The 18,176-nt window shown below is 68.6% G+C and carries 21 protein-coding genes; 9 read left to right on the plus strand and 12 right to left on the minus strand.

Annotated features, from left to right (window positions below):
- Positions 1-120 precede the first annotated feature (120 nt).
- The 5 genes from EQ874_RS15730 to EQ874_RS15750 are packed head-to-tail and all read left to right on the plus strand — an operon-like array spanning position 121 to position 2,662.
- Entirely contained in the window at positions 121-582 is a 462-nt protein-coding gene (locus EQ874_RS15730) for an Asp23/Gls24 family envelope stress response protein (protein ID WP_026002842.1), read from the plus strand.
- On the plus strand, positions 579-890 hold the full coding sequence (locus tag EQ874_RS15735; RefSeq protein WP_016932143.1) for a hypothetical protein: 312 nt from the start codon (positions 579-581) through the stop codon (positions 888-890). Before EQ874_RS15730 ends, EQ874_RS15735 begins: the two co-directional genes overlap by 4 nt.
- Positions 887-1,081, plus strand: coding sequence for a hypothetical protein (locus tag EQ874_RS15740; protein ID WP_006552248.1), 195 nt, complete (start codon positions 887-889; stop codon positions 1,079-1,081). Before EQ874_RS15735 ends, EQ874_RS15740 begins: the two co-directional genes overlap by 4 nt.
- Entirely contained in the window at positions 1,074-2,102 is a 1,029-nt protein-coding gene (locus tag EQ874_RS15745) for an Asp23/Gls24 family envelope stress response protein (protein WP_129977330.1), read from the plus strand. Before EQ874_RS15740 ends, EQ874_RS15745 begins: the two co-directional genes overlap by 8 nt.
- The gene (locus EQ874_RS15750; protein WP_064062555.1) at positions 2,099-2,662 is read left to right on the plus strand and encodes a hypothetical protein; all 564 of its coding nucleotides are present in this window, start codon (positions 2,099-2,101) and stop codon (positions 2,660-2,662) included. The genes EQ874_RS15745 and EQ874_RS15750 overlap by 4 nt, the downstream gene beginning before the upstream one ends.
- A 21-nt stretch (positions 2,663-2,683) precedes the next feature.
- Here EQ874_RS15750 and EQ874_RS15755 read toward each other — a convergent pair whose 3' ends face one another.
- Positions 2,684-3,859: an oxygenase MpaB family protein gene (locus EQ874_RS15755; protein WP_129977332.1), complete on the minus strand. Its 1,176-nt coding sequence runs from the start codon at positions 3,857-3,859 to the stop codon at positions 2,684-2,686.
- Between the two features lie 129 nt (positions 3,860-3,988).
- Between EQ874_RS15755 and EQ874_RS15760 the strand changes: the two genes are divergently transcribed.
- On the plus strand, positions 3,989-4,537 hold the full coding sequence (locus EQ874_RS15760; RefSeq protein ID WP_207213557.1) for a TetR/AcrR family transcriptional regulator: 549 nt from the start codon (positions 3,989-3,991) through the stop codon (positions 4,535-4,537).
- A 275-nt stretch (positions 4,538-4,812) separates the two neighbouring features.
- Here the strand turns inward: EQ874_RS15760 and tuf are convergent, their stop codons facing one another.
- The 7 genes from tuf to EQ874_RS15795 all read right to left on the minus strand — a co-directional run bounded on the left by tuf (position 4,813) and on the right by EQ874_RS15795 (position 11,242).
- Positions 4,813-6,003: an elongation factor Tu gene (gene tuf / locus EQ874_RS15765; RefSeq protein WP_016932148.1), complete on the minus strand. Its 1,191-nt coding sequence runs from the start codon at positions 6,001-6,003 to the stop codon at positions 4,813-4,815.
- Between the two features lie 92 nt (positions 6,004-6,095).
- The gene (gene fusA / locus EQ874_RS15770; RefSeq protein WP_016932149.1) at positions 6,096-8,198 is read right to left on the minus strand and encodes an elongation factor G; all 2,103 of its coding nucleotides are present in this window, start codon (positions 8,196-8,198) and stop codon (positions 6,096-6,098) included.
- Positions 8,199-8,343: 145 nt separating this feature from the next.
- Positions 8,344-8,814: a 30S ribosomal protein S7 gene (rpsG, locus tag EQ874_RS15775; RefSeq protein WP_006552257.1), complete on the minus strand. Its 471-nt coding sequence runs from the start codon at positions 8,812-8,814 to the stop codon at positions 8,344-8,346.
- Positions 8,814-9,188: a 30S ribosomal protein S12 gene (gene rpsL, locus EQ874_RS15780; RefSeq protein ID WP_006552258.1), complete on the minus strand. Its 375-nt coding sequence runs from the start codon at positions 9,186-9,188 to the stop codon at positions 8,814-8,816. Before rpsL ends, rpsG begins: the two co-directional genes overlap by 1 nt.
- Before the next feature lie 323 nt (positions 9,189-9,511).
- Positions 9,512-10,054 (minus strand): DUF3558 domain-containing protein, encoded by a 543-nt coding sequence (locus EQ874_RS15785; RefSeq protein WP_129977335.1) that lies wholly within the window; start codon positions 10,052-10,054, stop codon positions 9,512-9,514.
- The gene (locus EQ874_RS15790; RefSeq protein ID WP_016932151.1) at positions 10,051-10,566 is read right to left on the minus strand and encodes a DUF3558 domain-containing protein; all 516 of its coding nucleotides are present in this window, start codon (positions 10,564-10,566) and stop codon (positions 10,051-10,053) included. Before EQ874_RS15790 ends, EQ874_RS15785 begins: the two co-directional genes overlap by 4 nt.
- A 46-nt stretch (positions 10,567-10,612) precedes the next feature.
- On the minus strand, positions 10,613-11,242 hold the full coding sequence (locus tag EQ874_RS15795; protein WP_115311493.1) for a TetR/AcrR family transcriptional regulator: 630 nt from the start codon (positions 11,240-11,242) through the stop codon (positions 10,613-10,615).
- 134 nt (positions 11,243-11,376) lie between these two features.
- Between EQ874_RS15795 and EQ874_RS15800 the strand changes: the two genes are divergently transcribed.
- Complete coding sequence (locus tag EQ874_RS15800) at positions 11,377-11,952, plus strand: TetR/AcrR family transcriptional regulator (protein WP_016932153.1); 576 nt, start codon at positions 11,377-11,379, stop codon at positions 11,950-11,952.
- Here the strand turns inward: EQ874_RS15800 and EQ874_RS15805 are convergent.
- The 3 genes from EQ874_RS15805 to EQ874_RS15815 form a co-directional block, all read right to left on the minus strand.
- A complete protein-coding gene (locus EQ874_RS15805; RefSeq protein ID WP_129977336.1) occupies positions 11,949-13,109 on the minus strand; it encodes an acyl-CoA dehydrogenase in 1,161 nt (386 codons plus the stop codon). The genes EQ874_RS15800 and EQ874_RS15805 overlap by 4 nt on opposite strands.
- Positions 13,110-13,172: 63 nt before the next feature.
- On the minus strand, positions 13,173-14,321 hold the full coding sequence (locus EQ874_RS15810) for an acyl-CoA dehydrogenase family protein (protein ID WP_129977338.1): 1,149 nt from the start codon (positions 14,319-14,321) through the stop codon (positions 13,173-13,175).
- Positions 14,322-14,375: 54 nt separating this feature from the next.
- Positions 14,376-15,170, minus strand: a complete 795-nt coding sequence (locus EQ874_RS15815) for a TIGR03084 family metal-binding protein (protein ID WP_129977339.1) — start codon at positions 15,168-15,170, stop codon at positions 14,376-14,378.
- Between the two features lie 94 nt (positions 15,171-15,264).
- Here EQ874_RS15815 and EQ874_RS15820 point away from each other — a divergent pair, with 94 nt between their 5' ends.
- Positions 15,265-16,128, plus strand: coding sequence for an EamA family transporter (locus EQ874_RS15820; protein WP_129977341.1), 864 nt, complete (start codon positions 15,265-15,267; stop codon positions 16,126-16,128).
- 24 nt (positions 16,129-16,152) lie between these two features.
- Here EQ874_RS15820 and EQ874_RS15825 read toward each other — a convergent pair whose 3' ends face one another.
- Positions 16,153-17,046, minus strand: a complete 894-nt coding sequence (locus tag EQ874_RS15825; RefSeq protein ID WP_016932158.1) for a LysR family transcriptional regulator — start codon at positions 17,044-17,046, stop codon at positions 16,153-16,155.
- A 101-nt stretch (positions 17,047-17,147) separates the two neighbouring features.
- Here EQ874_RS15825 and EQ874_RS15830 point away from each other — a divergent pair, with 101 nt between their 5' ends.
- The gene (locus tag EQ874_RS15830) at positions 17,148-18,173 is read left to right on the plus strand and encodes a putative sulfate exporter family transporter (protein WP_129977343.1); all 1,026 of its coding nucleotides are present in this window, start codon (positions 17,148-17,150) and stop codon (positions 18,171-18,173) included.
- The last annotated feature ends 3 nt before the right edge of the window (positions 18,174-18,176 follow it).

The following is an 18,176-nucleotide window of genomic DNA, read 5'->3' on the forward strand; positions in this document are numbered from 1 at the left end:
CGTTCTTACCAAACCGCGACGACGCGCGACAGACCTACGTCGGCCACTAGAGTTCGAGGCACCGTGAGGACAATGGGATCGAGCACGGAACACGACCGGTACACCTACTTGGGAGCCCTCATGACCAGCGACAGCGGCGCAGGTATCAGCCGCCTACAGTTCGGTGCCGGAACCTTCTCCGGCCCCGTCGACCCGCAGGGCCGCACCATCATCGCGGACGCCGTGGTCGCCAAGATCGCGGGACTCGCGACCCGCGAGATCAGCGGCGTGATCGAAGTGGGCGCCGGTACCGCCCGCGTGGTGGGCGCGTTGCGCGACCGCATCCCCGGTGCGCGCATCAACCACGGGCAGGGTGTGGCCGTCGAGGTCGGCGAACGCCAGGCCGCCATCGATATCGGCATCGTCGCCGAATACGGCGTGGCGCTGCACGAACTCGCCGTCGCCATCCGGCACAACGTCATCGCCGCCGTCGAGCGCATGACCGGCCTCGAGGTCACCGAGGTCAACATCACGGTCTTCGACGTCATGCTCCACGACGAGGCCGCAGCCCTCACCGACGACGTCAAACCCCGCGTGCAGTGAATCCCGGGTCCGCAGCGCAGGCGCACGCGTCCGACCTGGTCGCGGACGCCGCGCTGTCCGTTCCCGGCGTCGTGGGCCTGCACCGCGGCGCATTCGGGGAGGTCGCGACTTATCTTCCCGGGCGACGTGTCGAGGGTGTACGGCTCACGGATCAGGTCTGCGCGGTGCACATCGTCGTGCGGATCCCCGCCGATCTCCCGGCCGTCGCCGACGCCGTCCGCGTCCGGGTGTCCCCGCTGGTGACGGTGCCCGTCCAAGTGACGATCGAAGACGTCCACGCCGGTGAACGAGAAGGAGCACAATCGTGAACCACACCCCCGTCAGCAACACCGTCGTCGGACTCCTCGCCGGGCTGCTTCTCGCCCTCGCCGGGATCATCGGCGGGTTCAGCGGTCTGCTGTTCGCCGTGCTGCTCGGCGCGCTCGGTGCCGCGATCGGCGCCCACCGCGACGGCCACCTCGACCTCGGCGCCCTGCTGAGGAGCCGGGGCCGTGGCTGACCCCAGCGCGCCCGATCTCGGTACATCACCGGACGCCGTGCCCGCGGAGACCGCTTCCGGGACCGGGACGGTCCCTTCGGGCGAGCGTGGCAGCCTCGTCGTCAAGGACCGCGCGATCGAACGGATCGCCGCGGCCGCCGCGCTCGGCGTCCCCGGAGTGGTGCGACACAGCGGGGGTGGCATCCTCCGTCTCACCGGCCGCGATCTGCCCCGGGCGGACGTCACCACCGGTGCGAGGGCGGTCGCGGTGAATCTCTACATCGCAGCCGAATGGCCGTATGACGCGGCGATGCTCACCCGCCGGGTCCACGACGCGGTCGAACGTCAGCTGCGCGAACTGACGGGTCTGCGCGTCAGCGAACTCAACGTGCTCATCGTCGCCACGGCGCTCGTCGAGGACGGGGAGACCGACGAGTCGCAACCGCCCGTCGAATACCTGGAATCGGACATCGTCGCCGCGCGGACCACTCCGCACCCCGACCTCCCCATGGTCGCTCCCCTGCCGCCGCTGGCGTCGCCCGCGGCAGCACCGGCCGCCGCGATCGTCGCGATCGCGGCGCTCGCGCTGGCGTTCGTCGCCGCCCGGGAACTGCTCATCGTCAACGGGACGTATGCCGGTGCTCCGTGGCTGCGCAACTCCTTCGAATGGTTCGGCCGCCTGCACTGGCACACCTGGCTCGCCCCTGTCGCCGGTCTCTGCCTCGTCCTCGGGATCGTCCTGATCGTCGTCGCCCTCAAACCCCGACGGCGCACCCATGTTCCGCTGCAGGTCGCCGGTGCGGTACCCACGGTGTGGATGCGGCGCACCGACGTCGCCCGCATGTGCAGCGCGCACGCCTCCGCCCTCACCGGGGTACGCACCGCCCGCACCGTCGTCGATCGTCGCCGTGCCGTGGTTCGTATCGCGATCGAGGACGAGACCCCGGTCGCCGAGATCACCGCATCCGTGCGCGGCGCGGTCGCCCCGAACCTCGCGGCGCTCGCCGATCCCGTCGAACTCGTCGTGGAGGTGGCGCGGTGAAACTCCGTACCGTGCTGGCCAATCGGCTCGTCACCTTCGCGGCGGGACTCGCCCTCGCGGGCGCCGGCGCGTTCGCCCTGGCATGGGTGTGGCAGGTTCCCCTCGCCCGCGAACAACTCTCGCGGCTCGACCGTCCCCGGGTGACCGACGTTCCGGACCAGTCGTGGTGGACGCCGGCGCTGTGGTCGGTCTTCGCGGGTGGTCTCGTGCTCGGAATCGCGCTGCTCGCCGTCAACCTTTCGCGACGGCGCACGTCGACCGTGCAGCTCTACGACCAGGTCACCGACGCCACTCTCGGCGTGGAACTCGGCCCGGTCGCCGACGGGGTGGCGGCCGAACTCGCGGCCCTGCCCGGAGTGCGGGCAGCGCGCGGGCGAGCGGTCGTCGAACGCCACCTGCCGACGCTCTCGGTGGTGGTCCACGCCGACCCGACCATCGACGTCACCGAACTGACGGAAGCCGCCGAGGATGCCGCCCAGCGGGTCGCGCGGGCTCTCGGTGGGGCGCACGTGGCGACGCAGGTCCTGGTGCATCTCGACCCGGCTGTAGACGTCCACTGACTCCCTGCAGCCCGGGGCCGCTCAGCTTCGGGCCGCGTCCACGAGGTCGTGCTCGACGCGGTAGTCCACGCGCATCCGGTCCATCGCCATGTCGCGCACCGTGTAGGCCCGCTGCGTGGTGCGTTCGAGATCCGGGTAGCGGAGTTCCTCGACGCGGTTGGCGAGCGCGAGCAGCGGCCCGACGCGTCCGAGGACGTACTTGAGCGGGCTGTCGGGGATGTGCAGGGCGTCGGCGTCGGCGTCGCCGATGAACACCCGCTGCAGCGAGTGCATCACCGTGCGGGCGACCGGCGTCCGGATCGATGCGGCGCCGGGAAGCAGGTTCGCCAGCTCGGGGACGAGATACTGCTCGGTCAGTGCGGTGACGAACTCCCGGTCCTCGTCGCTGGGTCCGGGCGAGGTGAGCCGGTACAGGTCCTCGACCGCGATGTGGTCGCGTTCGGTGCGCAGGCCCAGTTCCTCGCCCATCCCGATCACGTGCCCGACATATCGCCACAGGTGGTAGATGTCGTCGAGTTCGCGGTCGGTGAAGCGCACCCCGAGGATCTGCATCGCTTCGACCGCGATGTGCCCGAACTCGGCCATCGTCAACGCCATGTAGGACTGCGGGATCGGCACTCCCCAGGCGTCCTCGTCCCACACTCCGCTCGCGAGGATGCCCTTGCGCACGTGGGCGTGGATCAGGCGCACCCGCACCGTGAACGCGAATCCTCCTCCGTCGCGGCGCATTCCACCGCGAGTGAGGACGTGCCGTAACCACTCCCCGACTTCGACCGACCGCACGGCCGGCCGACTCGCATAGCGACCCGTCAGTGCGAGCGGCTTTCCGGCGATGAAGTTCCCGGCACCGCGCAGCAGCGACGCGGCACCGAGCACCATGCCGAAGGTCGGAGTGTGCCGCACGAGCGCGTCGGCGGCGTTGTCGATGCGGTCGTGGTCGACCCATGCGGGTTCGTCGTCGAGGAAGGCGAACAACTCGCGCAGGGATTCGGGTGCGCCGGGGACCGCGTCGACGCCGTCGGCGAGCGCGACACGCACGGCGGCCGTCGCGGACGTCGAGCCGAAGTCGTCGTTCACCACCGCGTCGGCCAGGGGGTCCGCCTGCCACATGCCGTCGAGCCAGCGCTCGCCGAGATCGGCGTATCGGCGCACCGCAAGGTCGGCGTTGACGAGATCACGAGGGATGCGTCGCTCCATGAATCCATGGAAACACGAGGAATCCTCACTTACTATTCACTTTTCATGAGCTCCCCGCGCGGCACCAGAACCGCAGGCACAGCACCTCGACGGCGTCCTGTACAGCAGCGGAGTCACGACACCCGCAAGTTGCTCCTCACGTCTGCGTACGAGTTGCTCGAGCGCAGCCCCACCGGGCGGATCAGCACTACGGCACTCGCCGAGCACGCCCACGTGAGTATCGGGACGGTCTACCGGTACTTCCCCGACGTCGACGCCGTGCTCGACGAACTCCGCATGACCGCCGTCCACGCGATCACCACCTCGCTGTCCACCGCCATCGGGCGGGCGATGGGCCAGGAACCGGAGGAGGCCATGGTGACCGTCGTGGAGAGCCTCACCGCCGCGTTCGAGAAACACGCCGCGGTGCTCCGGGTGTCGTACACCTCGGAGGAGATCGAGTTCGGACTCGCGTGGGCCCAGGTCGAAGGTCCGCTGCGACCGCTGGGACGCATCATTCCGGCGCGACTGCGACCCGATCTCGACGACGCAGCACTCGACGATCTCGTGTTCATCGTGATGGGAGCGACGGCGAGCCTGTGCTCACGGATCGCGCTCCTACGCCCTCGGAGATCCGATCGGACCCGGATGGTCGCGGTGACGGCGCGGATGCTCCTCGCCGCGATCGAGAGCGCCTGACGCACGTCGTCTCGACCGGGAGAGCGCCGTGCGCCGCCTACCGATCGTGTCGTCCGCCGTGATCTTCGTCCTCGTCTCCGCCTGTGGCAGCGACACCGCCGACGAAGCGCCGTCCGCCACAGCGTCCGAAGCGACAGCGTACGTGGGGTGAAGAAGGTCGTCGGCGGATCGCCTCCGGTCCGGAAACGCCGAACGGCGCCACGCGCCGGAGCAGAAACGCCGAACGGCGCCCACCCCGGAGGGTGGACGCCGTTCGAGCGTCAGCGAGAACTAGCTCACTTGATGATCTTCGTGACGCGACCGGCGCCGACGGTGCGGCCACCCTCGCGGATCGCGAAGCGGAGGCCCTCGTCCATGGCGACCGGCTGGATCAGCTTGACGGACATCTCGGTGTTGTCACCGGGCATGACCATCTCGGTGCCCTCGGGGAGGGTCACAACGCCCGTCACGTCCGTGGTACGGAAGTAGAACTGCGGACGGTAGTTGTTGAAGAACGGCGTGTGGCGGCCGCCCTCCTCCTTGTTGAGGATGTAGGCCTGGCCCTCGAACTCCGTGTGGGGAGTCGTGGTGCCCGGCTTGACGACGACCTGGCCGCGCTCGACGTCCTCGCGCTTGATGCCGCGGACGAGGAGACCGACGTTGTCGCCGGCCTGGCCCTGGTCGAGCAGCTTGCGGAACATCTCGATGCCGGTGACCGTGGTCTTGGTCGAATCGGGGCGGATGCCGACGATCTCGACCTCTTCGTTGACGTTGATCACGCCACGCTCGATACGGCCGGTGACGACGGTGCCACGACCCGTGATGGTGAAGACGTCCTCGACGGGCATGAGGAACGGCTTCTCGGTCTCACGGACCGGGTCCGGGATGGAGTCGTCGACGGCCTGCATGAGGTCGACGATCGACTGAACCCACTTCTCGTCACCCTCGAGAGCCTTGAGAGCGGAGATCGGGACGACCGGAGCGTTCTCGTCGAACTCCTGCGAAGCGAGGAGCTCGCGCACCTCCATCTCGACGAGCTCGAGGATTTCCTCGTCGTCGACCATGTCGGCCTTGTTCAGGGCGACGAGGATGTAGGGAACGCCGACCTGGCGGGCGAGCAGCACGTGCTCGCGCGTCTGCGGCATCGGGCCGTCGGTGGCGGCCACGACCAGGATCGCACCGTCCATCTGGGCGGCACCGGTGATCATGTTCTTGATGTAGTCCGCGTGACCCGGGGCGTCGACGTGCGCGTAGTGGCGCTTCTCGGTCTGGTACTCGACGTGGGAGATGTTGATCGTGATACCACGAGCCTTCTCCTCAGGTGCCTTGTCGATCTGATCGAAAGCGAAGCTCTCGTTCAGGTCGGGGTACTTGTCGGCAAGCACCTTGGTGATCGCAGCCGTGGTGGTGGTCTTGCCGTGGTCGACGTGACCGATGGTGCCGATGTTCACGTGCGGCTTGGTCCGCTCGAACTTCGCCTTCGCCACTGGATGTCCTCCTGGACTGTTGTTGCTTGCAGTATGCAGCAGTGCGGTTTGTATTACTTGGTCGTGCAGGTGACCGAGGGATAACCCGAAGGCTACTCTCCGGTCGCCTTGGCGATGATTTCCTTCGAGACGTTCGAGGGAACCTCTGCGTAGGAATCGAACACCATGGAGAAGTTCGCGCGGCCCTGGGTCTTCGACCGAAGGTCGCCGATGTAACCGAACATCTCCGAGAGCGGAACCAGCGCCTTCACGACACGGGCACCACTGCGTTCCTCCATGGCCTGGATCTGGCCACGGCGGGAGTTCAGGTCGCCGATCACTTCACCCATGTAGTCCTCGGGCGTGGTGACCTCGACGGCCATGAGGGGCTCGAGGATCACCGGGGCGGCCTTGCGGGCCGCTTCCTTCAGTGCCTGCGAGCCGGCGATCTTGAACGCCATCTCGGACGAGTCGACGTCGTGGTACGCACCGTCGAGGAGGGTGACCTTCAGGTTCACCAGCGGGTAGCCGGCGAGCACGCCGTACTGCATGGCGTCCTGGGCACCCGCGTCGACCGACGGGATGTACTCGCGCGGGATGCGACCGCCGGTGACCTTGTTCTCGAACTCGTAGGTCGCGCCGTCCTCGCCGACGAACGGCGAGAGGCCGATGATGACCTTTGCGAACTGGCCCGAGCCACCGGTCTGCTTCTTGTGCGTGAACTCGAGCTTCTCGACCGGCTTGGTGATCGTCTCGCGGTACGCGACCTGCGGCTTGCCGACGTTGGCCTCGACCTTGAACTCGCGACGCATGCGGTCGACGAGGATGTCGAGGTGGAGCTCACCCATGCCGCCGATGACGGTCTGGCCGGTCTCGTCGTCGAGTTCGACGGAGAAGGTCGGGTCCTCTTCGGCGAGCTTCTGGATGGCCGTCGACAGCTTCTCCTGGTCGGCCTTCGACTTCGGCTCGATGGAGACCTGGATGACCGGGTCCGGGAAGGTCATGGACTCGAGCACGATCGGGGCGTCCTGCGCGCACAGGGTGTCGCCGGTCGTGGTGTCCTTCAGGCCGATCATCGCGTAGATGTGGCCGGCCACGGCCTCGTCGACCGGGTTCTCCTTGTTGGCGTGCATCTGGAACAGCTTGCCGATGCGCTCCTTCTTGCCCTTGGTCGAGTTGAGCACCTGGGTGCCCGAGTCGATCCGGCCGGAGTACACGCGGACGAAGGTCAGCTTGCCGAAGAAGGGGTGCGCGGCGATCTTGAAAGCGAGCGCGGAGAACGGCTCGTCCTTCGAGGGCTTACGACGCAACTCTTCTTCTTCGTTACCGACCTGGTGGCCGATGACCTCACCGATGTCGAGCGGGTTCGGCAGGTAGTCGATGACCGCGTCGAGCATGGGCTGGATGCCCTTGTTCTTGAACGCGGTGCCGCACAGCACCGGGTAGAGCTCGGAAGCGATGGTGAGCTTGCGGATCGCGCCCTTGATCTCGGCGACGGTCAGCTCTTCGCCACCGAAGTACTTCTCCATGAGCTCTTCGTCGGACTCGGCGACCGTCTCGAGCAGCTTCTCGCGGTACTCGGCAGCCTTGTCGGCGAGCTCCGCCGGGATCTCCTCGACCGTGGCCGCGGTGCCGATCTCGGTGGTGCCGCGCCAGGTGAGCGCCTTCATCTCGACGAGGTCGACGACACCGTCGAAGTTCTCCTCGGCGCCGATCGGGATCTGCAGGACGAGCGGCTTCGCACCGAGACGATCGATGATCGTCTGCACGGTGAAGAAGAAGTCCGCGCCCATCTTGTCCATCTTGTTGACGAAGCAGATGCGCGGCACGTCGTACTTGGCCGCCTGCCGCCAGACCTGCTCGGACTGGGGCTCGACACCCTCCTTGCCGTCGAACACGGCGACCGCGCCGTCGAGCACGCGCAGCGACCGCTCGACCTCGACCGTGAAGTCGACGTGGCCGGGGGTGTCGATGATGTTGATCTGGTTCTTGTTCCAGAAGCAGGTCACGGCTGCGGAGGTGATGGTGATACCCCGCTCCTTCTCCTGCTCCATCCAGTCGGTGGTCGAGGCACCGTCGTGGGTCTCACCGATCTTGTAGTTGACACCGGTGTAGAAGAGGATGCGCTCGGTGGTGGTGGTCTTGCCGGCATCGATGTGCGCCATGATGCCGATGTTGCGGACCTTGTTCAGGTCGGTCAGCACTTCCTGTGCCACAGGTAACCCCGCTCGTAGCTCGTGTCGGTCCTTGGGTGCGGACCACATGTTCTTGTGTTGTCAGCCGGCCTTTACGGGACCGACACAGTTGTGCGAGCAGCCGGCCGGGAGGTCCGTGATGACGGGCCTCCCGGCCGGCGTCGACTCACCAGCGGTAGTGCGCGAACGCCTTGTTGGCTTCAGCCATCTTGTGCGTGTCCTCGCGGCGCTTCACGGATGCGCCGAGGCCGTTGCTCGCGTCGAGGAGCTCGTTGGCGAGCCGCTCGACCATGGTCTTCTCGCGACGCTGACGCGAGAAGGTCACCAGCCAGCGCAGCGCGAGGGTGGTGGAACGGCCGGGACGAACCTCGACCGGCACCTGGTAGGTGGCGCCACCGACGCGGCGGCTGCGAACCTCGAGGGCGGGCTTGACGTTGTCGAGCGCGCGCTTGAGGGTGACGACCGGATCGGTGCCGGTCTTCTCGCGTGCCTGCTCGAGCGCCTGGTAGACGATGCGCTCGGCGGTGGACTTCTTGCCGTCCAGCAGGATCTTGTTGACCAGCTGGGTGACCAGCGGCGATCCGTAGACCGGATCGGCGATCAGCGGACGCTTGGGAGCGGGACCCTTACGTGGCATCAGCCCTTCTCCTTCTTCGCTCCGTAGCGGCTGCGGGCCTGCTTGCGGTTCTTGACACCCTGGGTGTCGAGCGAGCCGCGGATGATCTTGTAACGCACACCCGGGAGGTCCTTCACACGACCGCCACGCACGAGCACCATCGAGTGCTCCTGGAGGTTGTGGCCCTCACCGGGGATGTAGGCGGTGACCTCGACCTGGGAGGTCAGACGCACACGGGCGACCTTCCGGAGAGCCGAGTTCGGCTTCTTCGGGGTGGTGGTGTACACGCGAGTGCACACGCCGCGACGCTGGGGGCTGCCCTTGAGCGCCGCGCTCTTGACCTTGGCGGCCTTGTCGCGGCGGCCCTTACGGACCAGCTGATTGATGGTTGGCATTAACCGGCTTTCTTCGTTGTCTGAAGCTGCTCCCACGAGCAACCTCGGCTGTTCTGAAATTAGGGATCCATCGGTTGGGGCAAGAAAGCTGCTGCCCCTCACTCGCCCCTCGTGTGCACACGAGGTCGGGTGTGTCGCGTACCCCCACACAGGCAGCCGGGGGCTCGTTCCTGCAGATATCTACAGACCACGCGCACGGCACTACCTCGCATAGGCACACAGACCGGCCCGGGCATGCCGGACACGACCCACAACGATACCCGGCGGGCGCGCATGAGGTCAAAGCGAGGAGCGCACACCCTCCCGAGGATCCGCACACACCGTCAACTGCTGAGGTTCAGTGTGAGCCGAGCCAACGTAGCAGCAGCTTCGCAGGGGTCCACTCCTCCGGAGGTGTACTGCACCCACCAGCCGAAGATGCCGGTCGTCGACGCCCCCGAACTGACCCCGCACGACAGCGGATCGCCGGGCCGGCGCATCTGCAGGGCCCGACGACCTTCGACGGTCGTGTTCTCGACCTCGTATCCGAGCCCCTCACCGGCGGCGCGTTCGTGATCGAGGGAACCGGTCTCGAACCAGTTGAAGGTGATCTTCACGACTCCGGTGGGTCCTTCACCGTCCCATCGGCAGATTGCGCCGAAGAATCCTCGCAGGACGTAATCCGCTCCCACGGCTTCGGCGATCTTCTCGTCGGCGACCGCGTCGCACTCGGTGAGCAGCCGCGTGAACTCGGCACCCGCGCCGCCGCCGATCCCCTCCGGGACGGCTCGCCCGTCGACGGTGCGCGTGCACCCGGTGAGCAGGGCACCGGTGGCGAGGGCCGCCGTGAGCGCGGTGCCCCACCGGCGTGTGCGTCCCGCGATCACTTCTGCACCCTTTCCACGCTCGTGGTCGCGAGATCGCGGGCGACGACACACGCGTCGGCGACGGGCGTGAGGTTCGAGTACGACACCGACCAGTGGACGAAATCGCCACCGAACTCCACGCCGATCTCGCACAGCGTGGTCTGTCCCAGCTCGTTCTGGTACGACCCCATGAATCCGGCCCGTCCCCCGATCTCGACGTCGGCCGCGGGCCGGCCGATGAGATCGGAACCGGCACGTTCGCGTCCGATGGGACTTCCCCGGTACCAGGAGAAGCTCACACTGGGACCGCCGACGTAGACCTCCCATTCACAGCCCACCGAGTTGCGCGTCACCGTCGCGAACGTTCCGAGACCGAAGGCCGCGGCCACCTCGTCGTCGGACATCGCGCCGCACTCGTCGAACAACGGGCCGGGGTCGGTCACGGACGCGGTCGGCGAGGTCTCGGCCTGCCCGGCGTCGCCGGAGTCCCCGCACGCGACGACACCGAGACCGATGAGACCGGCCGTCGCCACGGCAGCCGCCGTCCTTCCGATACGCGGGAGAGGCATGGCGGGAAGACTACCGAGCCGGACCCTCCCGCGTGCGGCGACTCGAGGACTCCCGCAGCACCTCGTCGAGCTGCGCGGCCCAGTGCCGGACGATCTCACGCCGGCGGGCCGAGTCGTCCGTCAACACATCGGCCAGGCCGAGGCCGCGCGCGAGATCCAGTGTCGCCTGGACCATCCGGTGCACCACCGGGTCGGTGTCGTCGGCGGCGAGTTGCTCGACGGCCACCGCGTGCGAGACGCGTCCGAACTTCTCCTCGAGCGGCAGGAGCCTCTCGCGCAACGCCGGGTCGGCCGCCGCGGCCGTCCATACCTGCAGGGCCGCCTCGAACATGCTGCCGGTGCACTGGTCGACGATGCGCTCGACCACCGCCTCCGTGCGGCCGACGCCCGCGGGTACGTCGAACGGCTCCGTGCGGACCCGTTCGATGCGGCTGTCGAACATGAACTCGAGCGACGCGGTGATGAGATCCTCCCGGGTCGGGAAGTGGTGCTGGGTGGCCCCGCGCGACACCCCCGCCCGCTCCGCGACCACCCCCACTGTGGTTGCGGCCCAACCTGATTCGGCGAGGCAGTCGATCGTCGCTTCGAGCAGCCGCCGCCGCGTGGCGCGGCTGCGGTCCTGCTTCGGTTCTCGCCTCATCGGGCCTCCTCACCTGTCTGTCCCGTCAGGAATGATCTTTCGCCGAGCGGGTATTCGTGCGACCCCGGAACAGTACGCAAAGCTCATCATCCGTACACTCGTATAACAGGTCGGGGCGAAAGGGGGAGCACCACGTGGCGACCATCGTCAGGCGCGAGGACTACTTCGACGCCGCCCTGGCCATCCTGGCCACCAACGACCATGCCGGACTCAAGCAGGCACGCTTGTGCAGTCATCTCGAAGTGACGACCGGCTCGTTCTACAACTACTTCGAGAGCTGGGCGCAGTTCAAGACGGAGTTCCTGCAGCACTGGCTCGACAGCCAGACACTCCAGCACACCGCGGCGGCGCGCCTCGAGGGTTCCCTGCCCCGGCGGCTCCGGTTGCTCATCGACCTCGCGTGCGGCCTGCCCCACTCCGCCGAATCCGCCCTCCGCGGCTGGTCGCACAGCGATTCGGGAGTCCACGAGGTGCAGAGCAAGGTCGACGAGCTGCGCTACGCGGTGGTGGCCGAAGCGGTGGCCCAGTACATCGGTTCGAGGGAAGAGGCGGATCGGTTCGCGCGGTTGGCCCTGTACACCCTCGTCGGCTACCAGCAGACCGTGCCCCTGCAGGACGTGAGCTCGTTGCGGTGGTCGCTCGGCTACCTGCTGCGGACGCTGCTCCCACCGGACGAAGCAGACCGCCTCTTCTCCTCGAATTCCGTCTAGTACGACTTCGGCAGACCCAGTGAGTGCTGGGCCACGAAGTTGAGGATCATCTCCCGGCTGACCGGCGCCACGCGAGCGATGCGCGCGGCGCCGAGCATCGCCGCGAGTCCGTACTCCCGGGTCAGCCCGGCACCACCGTGCGTCTGGATCGCCTGATCCAGCGCGGCGATCGCGGCCTCCCCCGCGGCGTACTTGGCCATGTTCGCGGCCTCCGCGGCCCCGAGATCGTCGCCGTTGTCGTAGAGGACGGCGGCCTTCTGCATCATGAGCTTCGCGAGTTCGAGCTCGATCTTGCGCTGCGCCAAGGGGTGGGCGATGCCCTGGTGCGCGCCGATGGGTTGCTTCCAGACGGTGCGGTCGTCGGCATAGCGCACCGCGGCGTCGAGGGCGTACCGCCCCATGCCCACCGCCATCGCCGCACCCATGATCCGCTCGGGATTCAGGCCGGAGAACAGCTGCATGAGCGCGGCCTCGGGTTCACCGACGAGTGCGTCGGCGGGAAGCCGCACATCGTCGAGGAAGAGGGAGAACTGGTAGTCCGGCTCGAGGATGTCCATCTCCATCGGTGTCCTCGTGAAGCCCGCGGCGTCGGTAGGCACGATGAACAGGGCCGGGCGGAGCTTTCCGGTCTTCGCGTCCTCTGTACGGGACACCACGAGCACGGCGTCGGCCTGGTCGACCCCGGAGATGTACACCTTGCTGCCGGAGAGGATCCAGTCGTCACCGTCGCGACGAGCGATCGTGGTGATGTTGTGCGAGTTGGATCCGGCGTCGGCCTCGGTGATACCGAACGCCATGATGCGTGAGCCGTCGGCGAGTCCGGGCAGCCACTGCTGCTTCTGGGCGGCGGTGCCGTACTTGGAGATGATGGTGCCGCAAATGGCCGGCGAGACCACGACGAGCAGCAGTCCCGCCCCCTTGGCCGACAACTCCTCCTGCACCAGCGCGAGCTCGTAGATGCCGGCACCGCCTCCTCCGTACTCCTCCGGAAGATTCACACCGAGGAAGCCGAGCTTGGATGCCTCGGCCCACAATTCGGTGAGCGGCTCGTGGGCGCGCGACTTGGGGAGCACGTAGTCCACGTAGTTGTAGCGTGCGGCCAGAGCCGCCACCGCAGCGCGCAGTTCCTTCTGCTCGTCGGTCTCGATGATGCTCAAGGGAATGCCTTCCGGTCGTGTCGGGACACGCGCCGTGGTCGGTCGCGTGAGGGAACAGGTGGGTCAGGCGCCGTAACCCAGCCGCTTGGCGGCGAGTTCGGTGAGGATCTCGGTGGTGCCGCCACCGATGCCGAGGATGCGCATGTCCCGGTACTGCCGTTCGACCTCGGATTCGGCCATGTACCCGAGGCCGCCGAAGAGCTGCACGGCCTGGTGGGCGACCCATTCGCCGGCCTCGACCGAGGTGTTCTTGGCGAAGCACACCTCGGCGATCAGGTCGGTCTCACCGGCCACGGCCCGTTCGGTGACGTGCCGGGTGTAGACACGCGCGACGTCGATGCGACGCGCCATGTCGGACAGCGTGCGCTGCACGGCCTGTCGGGTGATCAGCGGCCGGCCGAAGGTTTCGCGGTCGCGGCACCACTCGATCGTCAGGTCCAGGCACCGCTGCGCACCCGAATAGGCCTGTGCGGCCAGAGCTATCCGCTCGGAGACGAAACCCTGTGCGATCTGCCAGAATCCGGTGTTCTCCGTGCCGACGAGGTTGGCGGCCGGGACGCGGACGTCGGCGAACGACAACTCGGCGGTGTCCGAGGCACGCCAGCCCATCTTGTCGAGCTTGCGCGAGACGGTGAAACCCGGTGTGCCCTTCTCGATCACGAGGAGCGAGACTCCCCCGGCCCCGGGCCCGCCGGTACGGACCGCGGTGACCACGAAATCGGCGCGGCACCCGGAGGTGATGTAGGTCTTGGCCCCGTTGACGACGTAGTGGTCACCGTCGCGCACCGCGGTGGTCGTCAGATGGCCGACATCCGAACCGCCGCCCGGTTCGGTGATCGCGAGGGACCCGACGAGTTCGCCTGCGAGGGTGGGTCGTACCCACCTGTCGATCTGCTCGGGGTCGCCCGCCGCGATGAGGTGCGGTAGCGCGATACCGCACGTGAACAGCGACGCGAACGCACCACCCGACGCGCCCGCTTCGTGGAATGCCTCGCAGACGGTCAGCGTGTCGGCGCCGTCGCCGCCGGAACCGCCGACCTCCTCGGGGAAGCCGGCACCGAGCAGGCCGATCTTCGCGGCCTCGGCGTGCAGTTCGCGGGGCAGTTCGCCGGCGCGCTCCCAGTCGTCGAGGTGGGGCAGGATCTCGCGCTTCACGAAACCGGTGACGGTTTCGCGCAGGGCGAGACGCTCGGGGGTGGTCCACATGTTCACGGTGTCTCCGAACTCACGTTGTCTCCGAGGGTGTTCCGGCAGTCGGGATCGACCTCAGGAGGTCGACGAGGTGGGTGCGCGCCCGGGGCCGGGGGCGCCGGCGAAGGCCTGTGCGAGACCGAGCCACTCCTCGGCGTCCGGGCCGTCGGCGACGAGAGCGGTGTCGTCGCGGTGGACGCGTTGGGTGACGAGCAGGCAGAAGTCGAGGGCCGGGCCGGTGACCGACTGCGTCGCATCGTCCGGTCCCCATTCCCAGCTCCCACCGTCCGGACTGGTGAGTACCACGCGGAACGGCTCGGCCGGGGGCGTCCGGTCGCGGATGACGTACGCGAAATCGCGCGTCCGCACACCCAGGTGCGCGATGTTCTTCAGACGCGCGGTGGGAGCGCGTGTGACGCCGAGGGTGTCCGCGACGTCTCCCCCGTGCGCCCAGGTCTCCATCAGTCGCGCCGTCGCCATCGAGGCAGGCGACATCGGCGGGCCGAACCACAGGATCTTCGTTCCGCGCGGCACCCCGGCGAGGGCGTCCCCGAGTTCGCGGCGAGTGTCGCGCCAGTCGGCGAGCAACTCCGCGGACGGCCTGCCCGCCTGCTCCTCGGCACCCACGTCGACGAACCCCAGCGGGTCGCCGAACGCCGCTTCGACCGTCTTCACGAAGGCGTCCGGGTCGCGGACGGCGGTGAGCGCCGCCCGGTCGGTCCACAGCAGATGGCCGATCTGGTGGGCGATGGTCCACCCGGCCGCGGGCGTGGGCAGTGTCCAGCTCTCCTCGGGCAGAGTCGCGACGAGCGCGTCGAGATCGTCGCCCTCCGCGCGCAGATCGTCGAGCACCGTGTGCAGATCGGACATGAGGCAAGCGTCACACGTCGCCCCTCTGAAATCAAGCACTTGTGATTGTTTTGGGACCGGCGCGCTCCTCGAACCCGTCGGACAGACTGACGGAATGGCCGACGACCACCGCACACGCACCGTCGCGCCTGTCGTCGCGGTCCTCACCGCGGTGCTGTCGATGCAGTTCGGGGCAGCGCTCGCCGCAACGCTGTTCGATCGGGTGGGCGCCCTCGGCACCGTGACCCTGCGCCTCCTCTTCGCAGCCGTCGTCCTCTGCGTGATCACCCGTCCTCGGCTACGGACGTGGAGGCCGGAACAATGGCGGGCGGTGGTGACACTGGGCGCGAGTCTCGCGCTCATGAACACGGCGTTCTACGGCGCGTTGACCCGGCTTCCCCTCGCCGCGACCGTCACCATCGAGTTCCTCGGCCCACTCGGACTGGCCGCATTCCTGTCCCGGCGCGTCCGGGACGCGCTGTGGGTGGTGCTCGCGCTGACCGGGGTGGTCCTGCTCGGCGTCGGTGACGGTGCCGGGCTGTCCACCGGACTCGATCCGGTCGGGGTCGCCTTCGCGCTGGTCGCCGCATCCGGTTGGGCGTGGTACATCGTGGCGGGATCCCGTGTGGCGACGACCCTGCCCGGGTCGGCCGGCACGGCCGGCGCCACGGCGATCGCCGCCGTCGTCGTCCTGCCGTTCGGCGCGGCGACGGCCGGCACGGAACTCCTCCGGCCCGACCTCGTACTCGCGGGTCTCGCCGTGGCGCTGCTGTCGTCGGCGATCCCGTACACCCTCGAGATCCGCGCACTACGCGACCTGTCGAAGGAAGTGTTCGCGATCCTCATCGCGCTCGAACCCGCCGCCGCGGCGCTCGCAGGGGTCGTGGTGCTCGGACAGCTCGTCGAACCCCTCGCCCTCGTGGGCATCGCGCTCGTCGTGATCGCCGGCATCGGCGCGCTGCGCACCTCGCGAACGTGACGTGGGCCTGCCCGGTACGCGTGGTCAGCGGATGCGCGTGATCATGCGGACCAGCTCCCCCGCGGGGCCGGGCAGGGCGCGCGGCGGCCGCCACACCGCGCGGAGCACCCGTTGCAGGTCGAGTCCGTCCACCGCGACCGCGACCAGACGGCCGGAGTCCAGATACTCCTCCACCGCAAGGGTGCTGAGCACGGCCGGTCCGGTACCGCCGAGCACACTGGTGCGGACCGCGGCGCCGCTCCCGAGCTCGAGCAGTGGTGCGGCCCGGTCGTACTCCTGCAGTGCGAGGTCGAGGGTGCGGCGCGTTCCGGATCCCTCCTCACGGACGACCAGTGGTGTCGCGGCGAGTTCGGTCACCGCGAGCGGGCGCCGTCGCCGTGCCCAGGGATGCCCCGGTGGGACGACCACGACGAGGCGGTCGCGTGCCACCGCGACGCTGTGCAGTCCGTCGGGGACGGTGGGTCCTTCGACGAAACCGACGTCGCATCCGCCCTCGGCGACGACATCGCAGACCCGCAGGGAGTTGTGGACCTGCAACTGGATCTGGACGTCGTGGCGGATCGCGCGAAAGGCGCCGAGCCATCGTGGGATGAGGTGCTCGGCGACCGTCATGGACGCCGCGACGACCAGTTCGGGCTGCTGCGCGACGCGCAATGCCGCAGCGGCGTCGAGCAGGCGTTCCGCATCGGCCAGGACTGCCCGCGCCCAGTGCGCGACCACCGTGCCCTCGGGGGTGAGCACCGAGCCCGTCCGTCCCCGCCGCACGAGGACCGCCCCGAGTTGCCGCTCGAGCCGCCGCAGCATGCGGGTCGCGTTGGGCTGGGCGAGACCGGCGGCGCGGGCGGCAGCGCCGAGCCCGCCCCGATCGTCGACCCCGACGAGCAGTTCCAGAGCAACGAGATCCGGCCAGGTGGTCATGCCCGAACGATATGCCTTTCCTTCTTCTCATATCCGATCGATATGACTTCATGCTCGATCGACGGCTGGCGCGGACACCGCGGCGACGGAAGAGTCGAGGCATGCTCACCGTCCACGCGCCCTCGTCCCGGCCGACCGTCGTCCCGGGTCTCCTGGTGGCCGCCGCAGGTGCCGTCGTCGCCTTCGCTGCAGCACACCTGATCCCGGGTGCGAGTCCACTGCTCGTCGCGATCGTCCTGGGTGTGGTGACGGCGAATGCGGGCCTTCCGGCACGGGTCGCCGGTGCGCTGGAGCCGGGTCTGGGCGCGGCGTCGAAACACCTGCTCCGAGTGGGGGTCGCACTCCTCGGGTTGCAGCTCGCGGTCTCCGATCTCGTCGGCCTCGGATGGGGCACGGCACTCGTCGCGGCGACCGTCGTCGTCGCGGGGATCGGAGGCTCGCTCGCCTTCGGGGCCTGGCTCGGTGTGGGCTGGACGCAGCGCCTGCTCATCGCGTGCGGTTTCTCGATCTGCGGTGCCGCGGCCGCGGCTGCGGTCGACGGCGTGATCGATTCGCGCAAGCGCGAACTCGTGACCACCGTCGCGCTGGTGGTCGTGTTCGGTACCGCGATGATCCCGCTCGTTCCGCTCGTCGCCGGGATGCTCGGGCTCGCCCCCGAGACGGCCGGCCTGTGGGCGGGCGCGGCGATCCACGAGGTTGCCCAGGTGGTCGCGACCGGCACCGCACTCGAGGCCACTGCCGGTGGGGTGCTCGCCGCGGCGGTGACGGTCAAGCTCGCCCGGGTGGCACTGCTGGCTCCGGTCGTGGCTGTCGTCGGGGTCGTCGCCCGCCGTCGCGGTGAGGGACGCCGCGACGGACGGACTCCCCCGATCGTGCCGATCTTCCTGCTGGGATTTCTCGCCTGCGTCGCGCTGCGCTCGGCCGGAGTGCTGGACCCGGTCGTCGTGGACGCGGCGCGGACGGTACAGAGCGCTTTGCTGACGGTCGCGATGTTCGCCCTGGGGGCGGGGGTGCGCCGGGAGGTGCTTCGCGGCGTGGGGTGGCGCCCGATCGCCCTCGCGGCGGCAGCAACCCTCTGGGTCGCGGTGATCGCGCTGGTCGGCGTGTGGTCGCTGGGTGGGCGTTGAGGA

The sequence above is a fragment of the Rhodococcus sp. Q1 genome, from assembly GCF_004153645.1.
Lineage (GTDB): Bacteria > Actinomycetota > Actinomycetes > Mycobacteriales > Mycobacteriaceae > Rhodococcus > Rhodococcus gordoniae.

Coding starts and splice junctions, on each gene's coding strand:
- rpsL (WP_006552258.1), bottom strand. CDS start 9,188: ATGCCAACCATCAATCAGCTGGTCCGTAAGGGCCGCCGCGACAAGGCC.
- EQ874_RS15830 (WP_129977343.1), top strand. CDS start 17,148: ATGCTCACCGTCCACGCGCCCTCGTCCCGGCCGACCGTCGTCCCGGGT.
- EQ874_RS15825 (WP_016932158.1), bottom strand. CDS start 17,046: ATGACCACCTGGCCGGATCTCGTTGCTCTGGAACTGCTCGTCGGGGTC.
- rpsG (WP_006552257.1), bottom strand. CDS start 8,814: ATGCCACGTAAGGGTCCCGCTCCCAAGCGTCCGCTGATCGCCGATCCG.
- EQ874_RS15820 (WP_129977341.1), top strand. CDS start 15,265: ATGGCCGACGACCACCGCACACGCACCGTCGCGCCTGTCGTCGCGGTC.
- EQ874_RS15795 (WP_115311493.1), bottom strand. CDS start 11,242: ATGAGGCGAGAACCGAAGCAGGACCGCAGCCGCGCCACGCGGCGGCGG.
- EQ874_RS15755 (WP_129977332.1), bottom strand. CDS start 3,859: ATGGAGCGACGCATCCCTCGTGATCTCGTCAACGCCGACCTTGCGGTG.
- EQ874_RS15815 (WP_129977339.1), bottom strand. CDS start 15,170: ATGTCCGATCTGCACACGGTGCTCGACGATCTGCGCGCGGAGGGCGAC.
- EQ874_RS15730 (WP_026002842.1), top strand. CDS start 121: ATGACCAGCGACAGCGGCGCAGGTATCAGCCGCCTACAGTTCGGTGCC.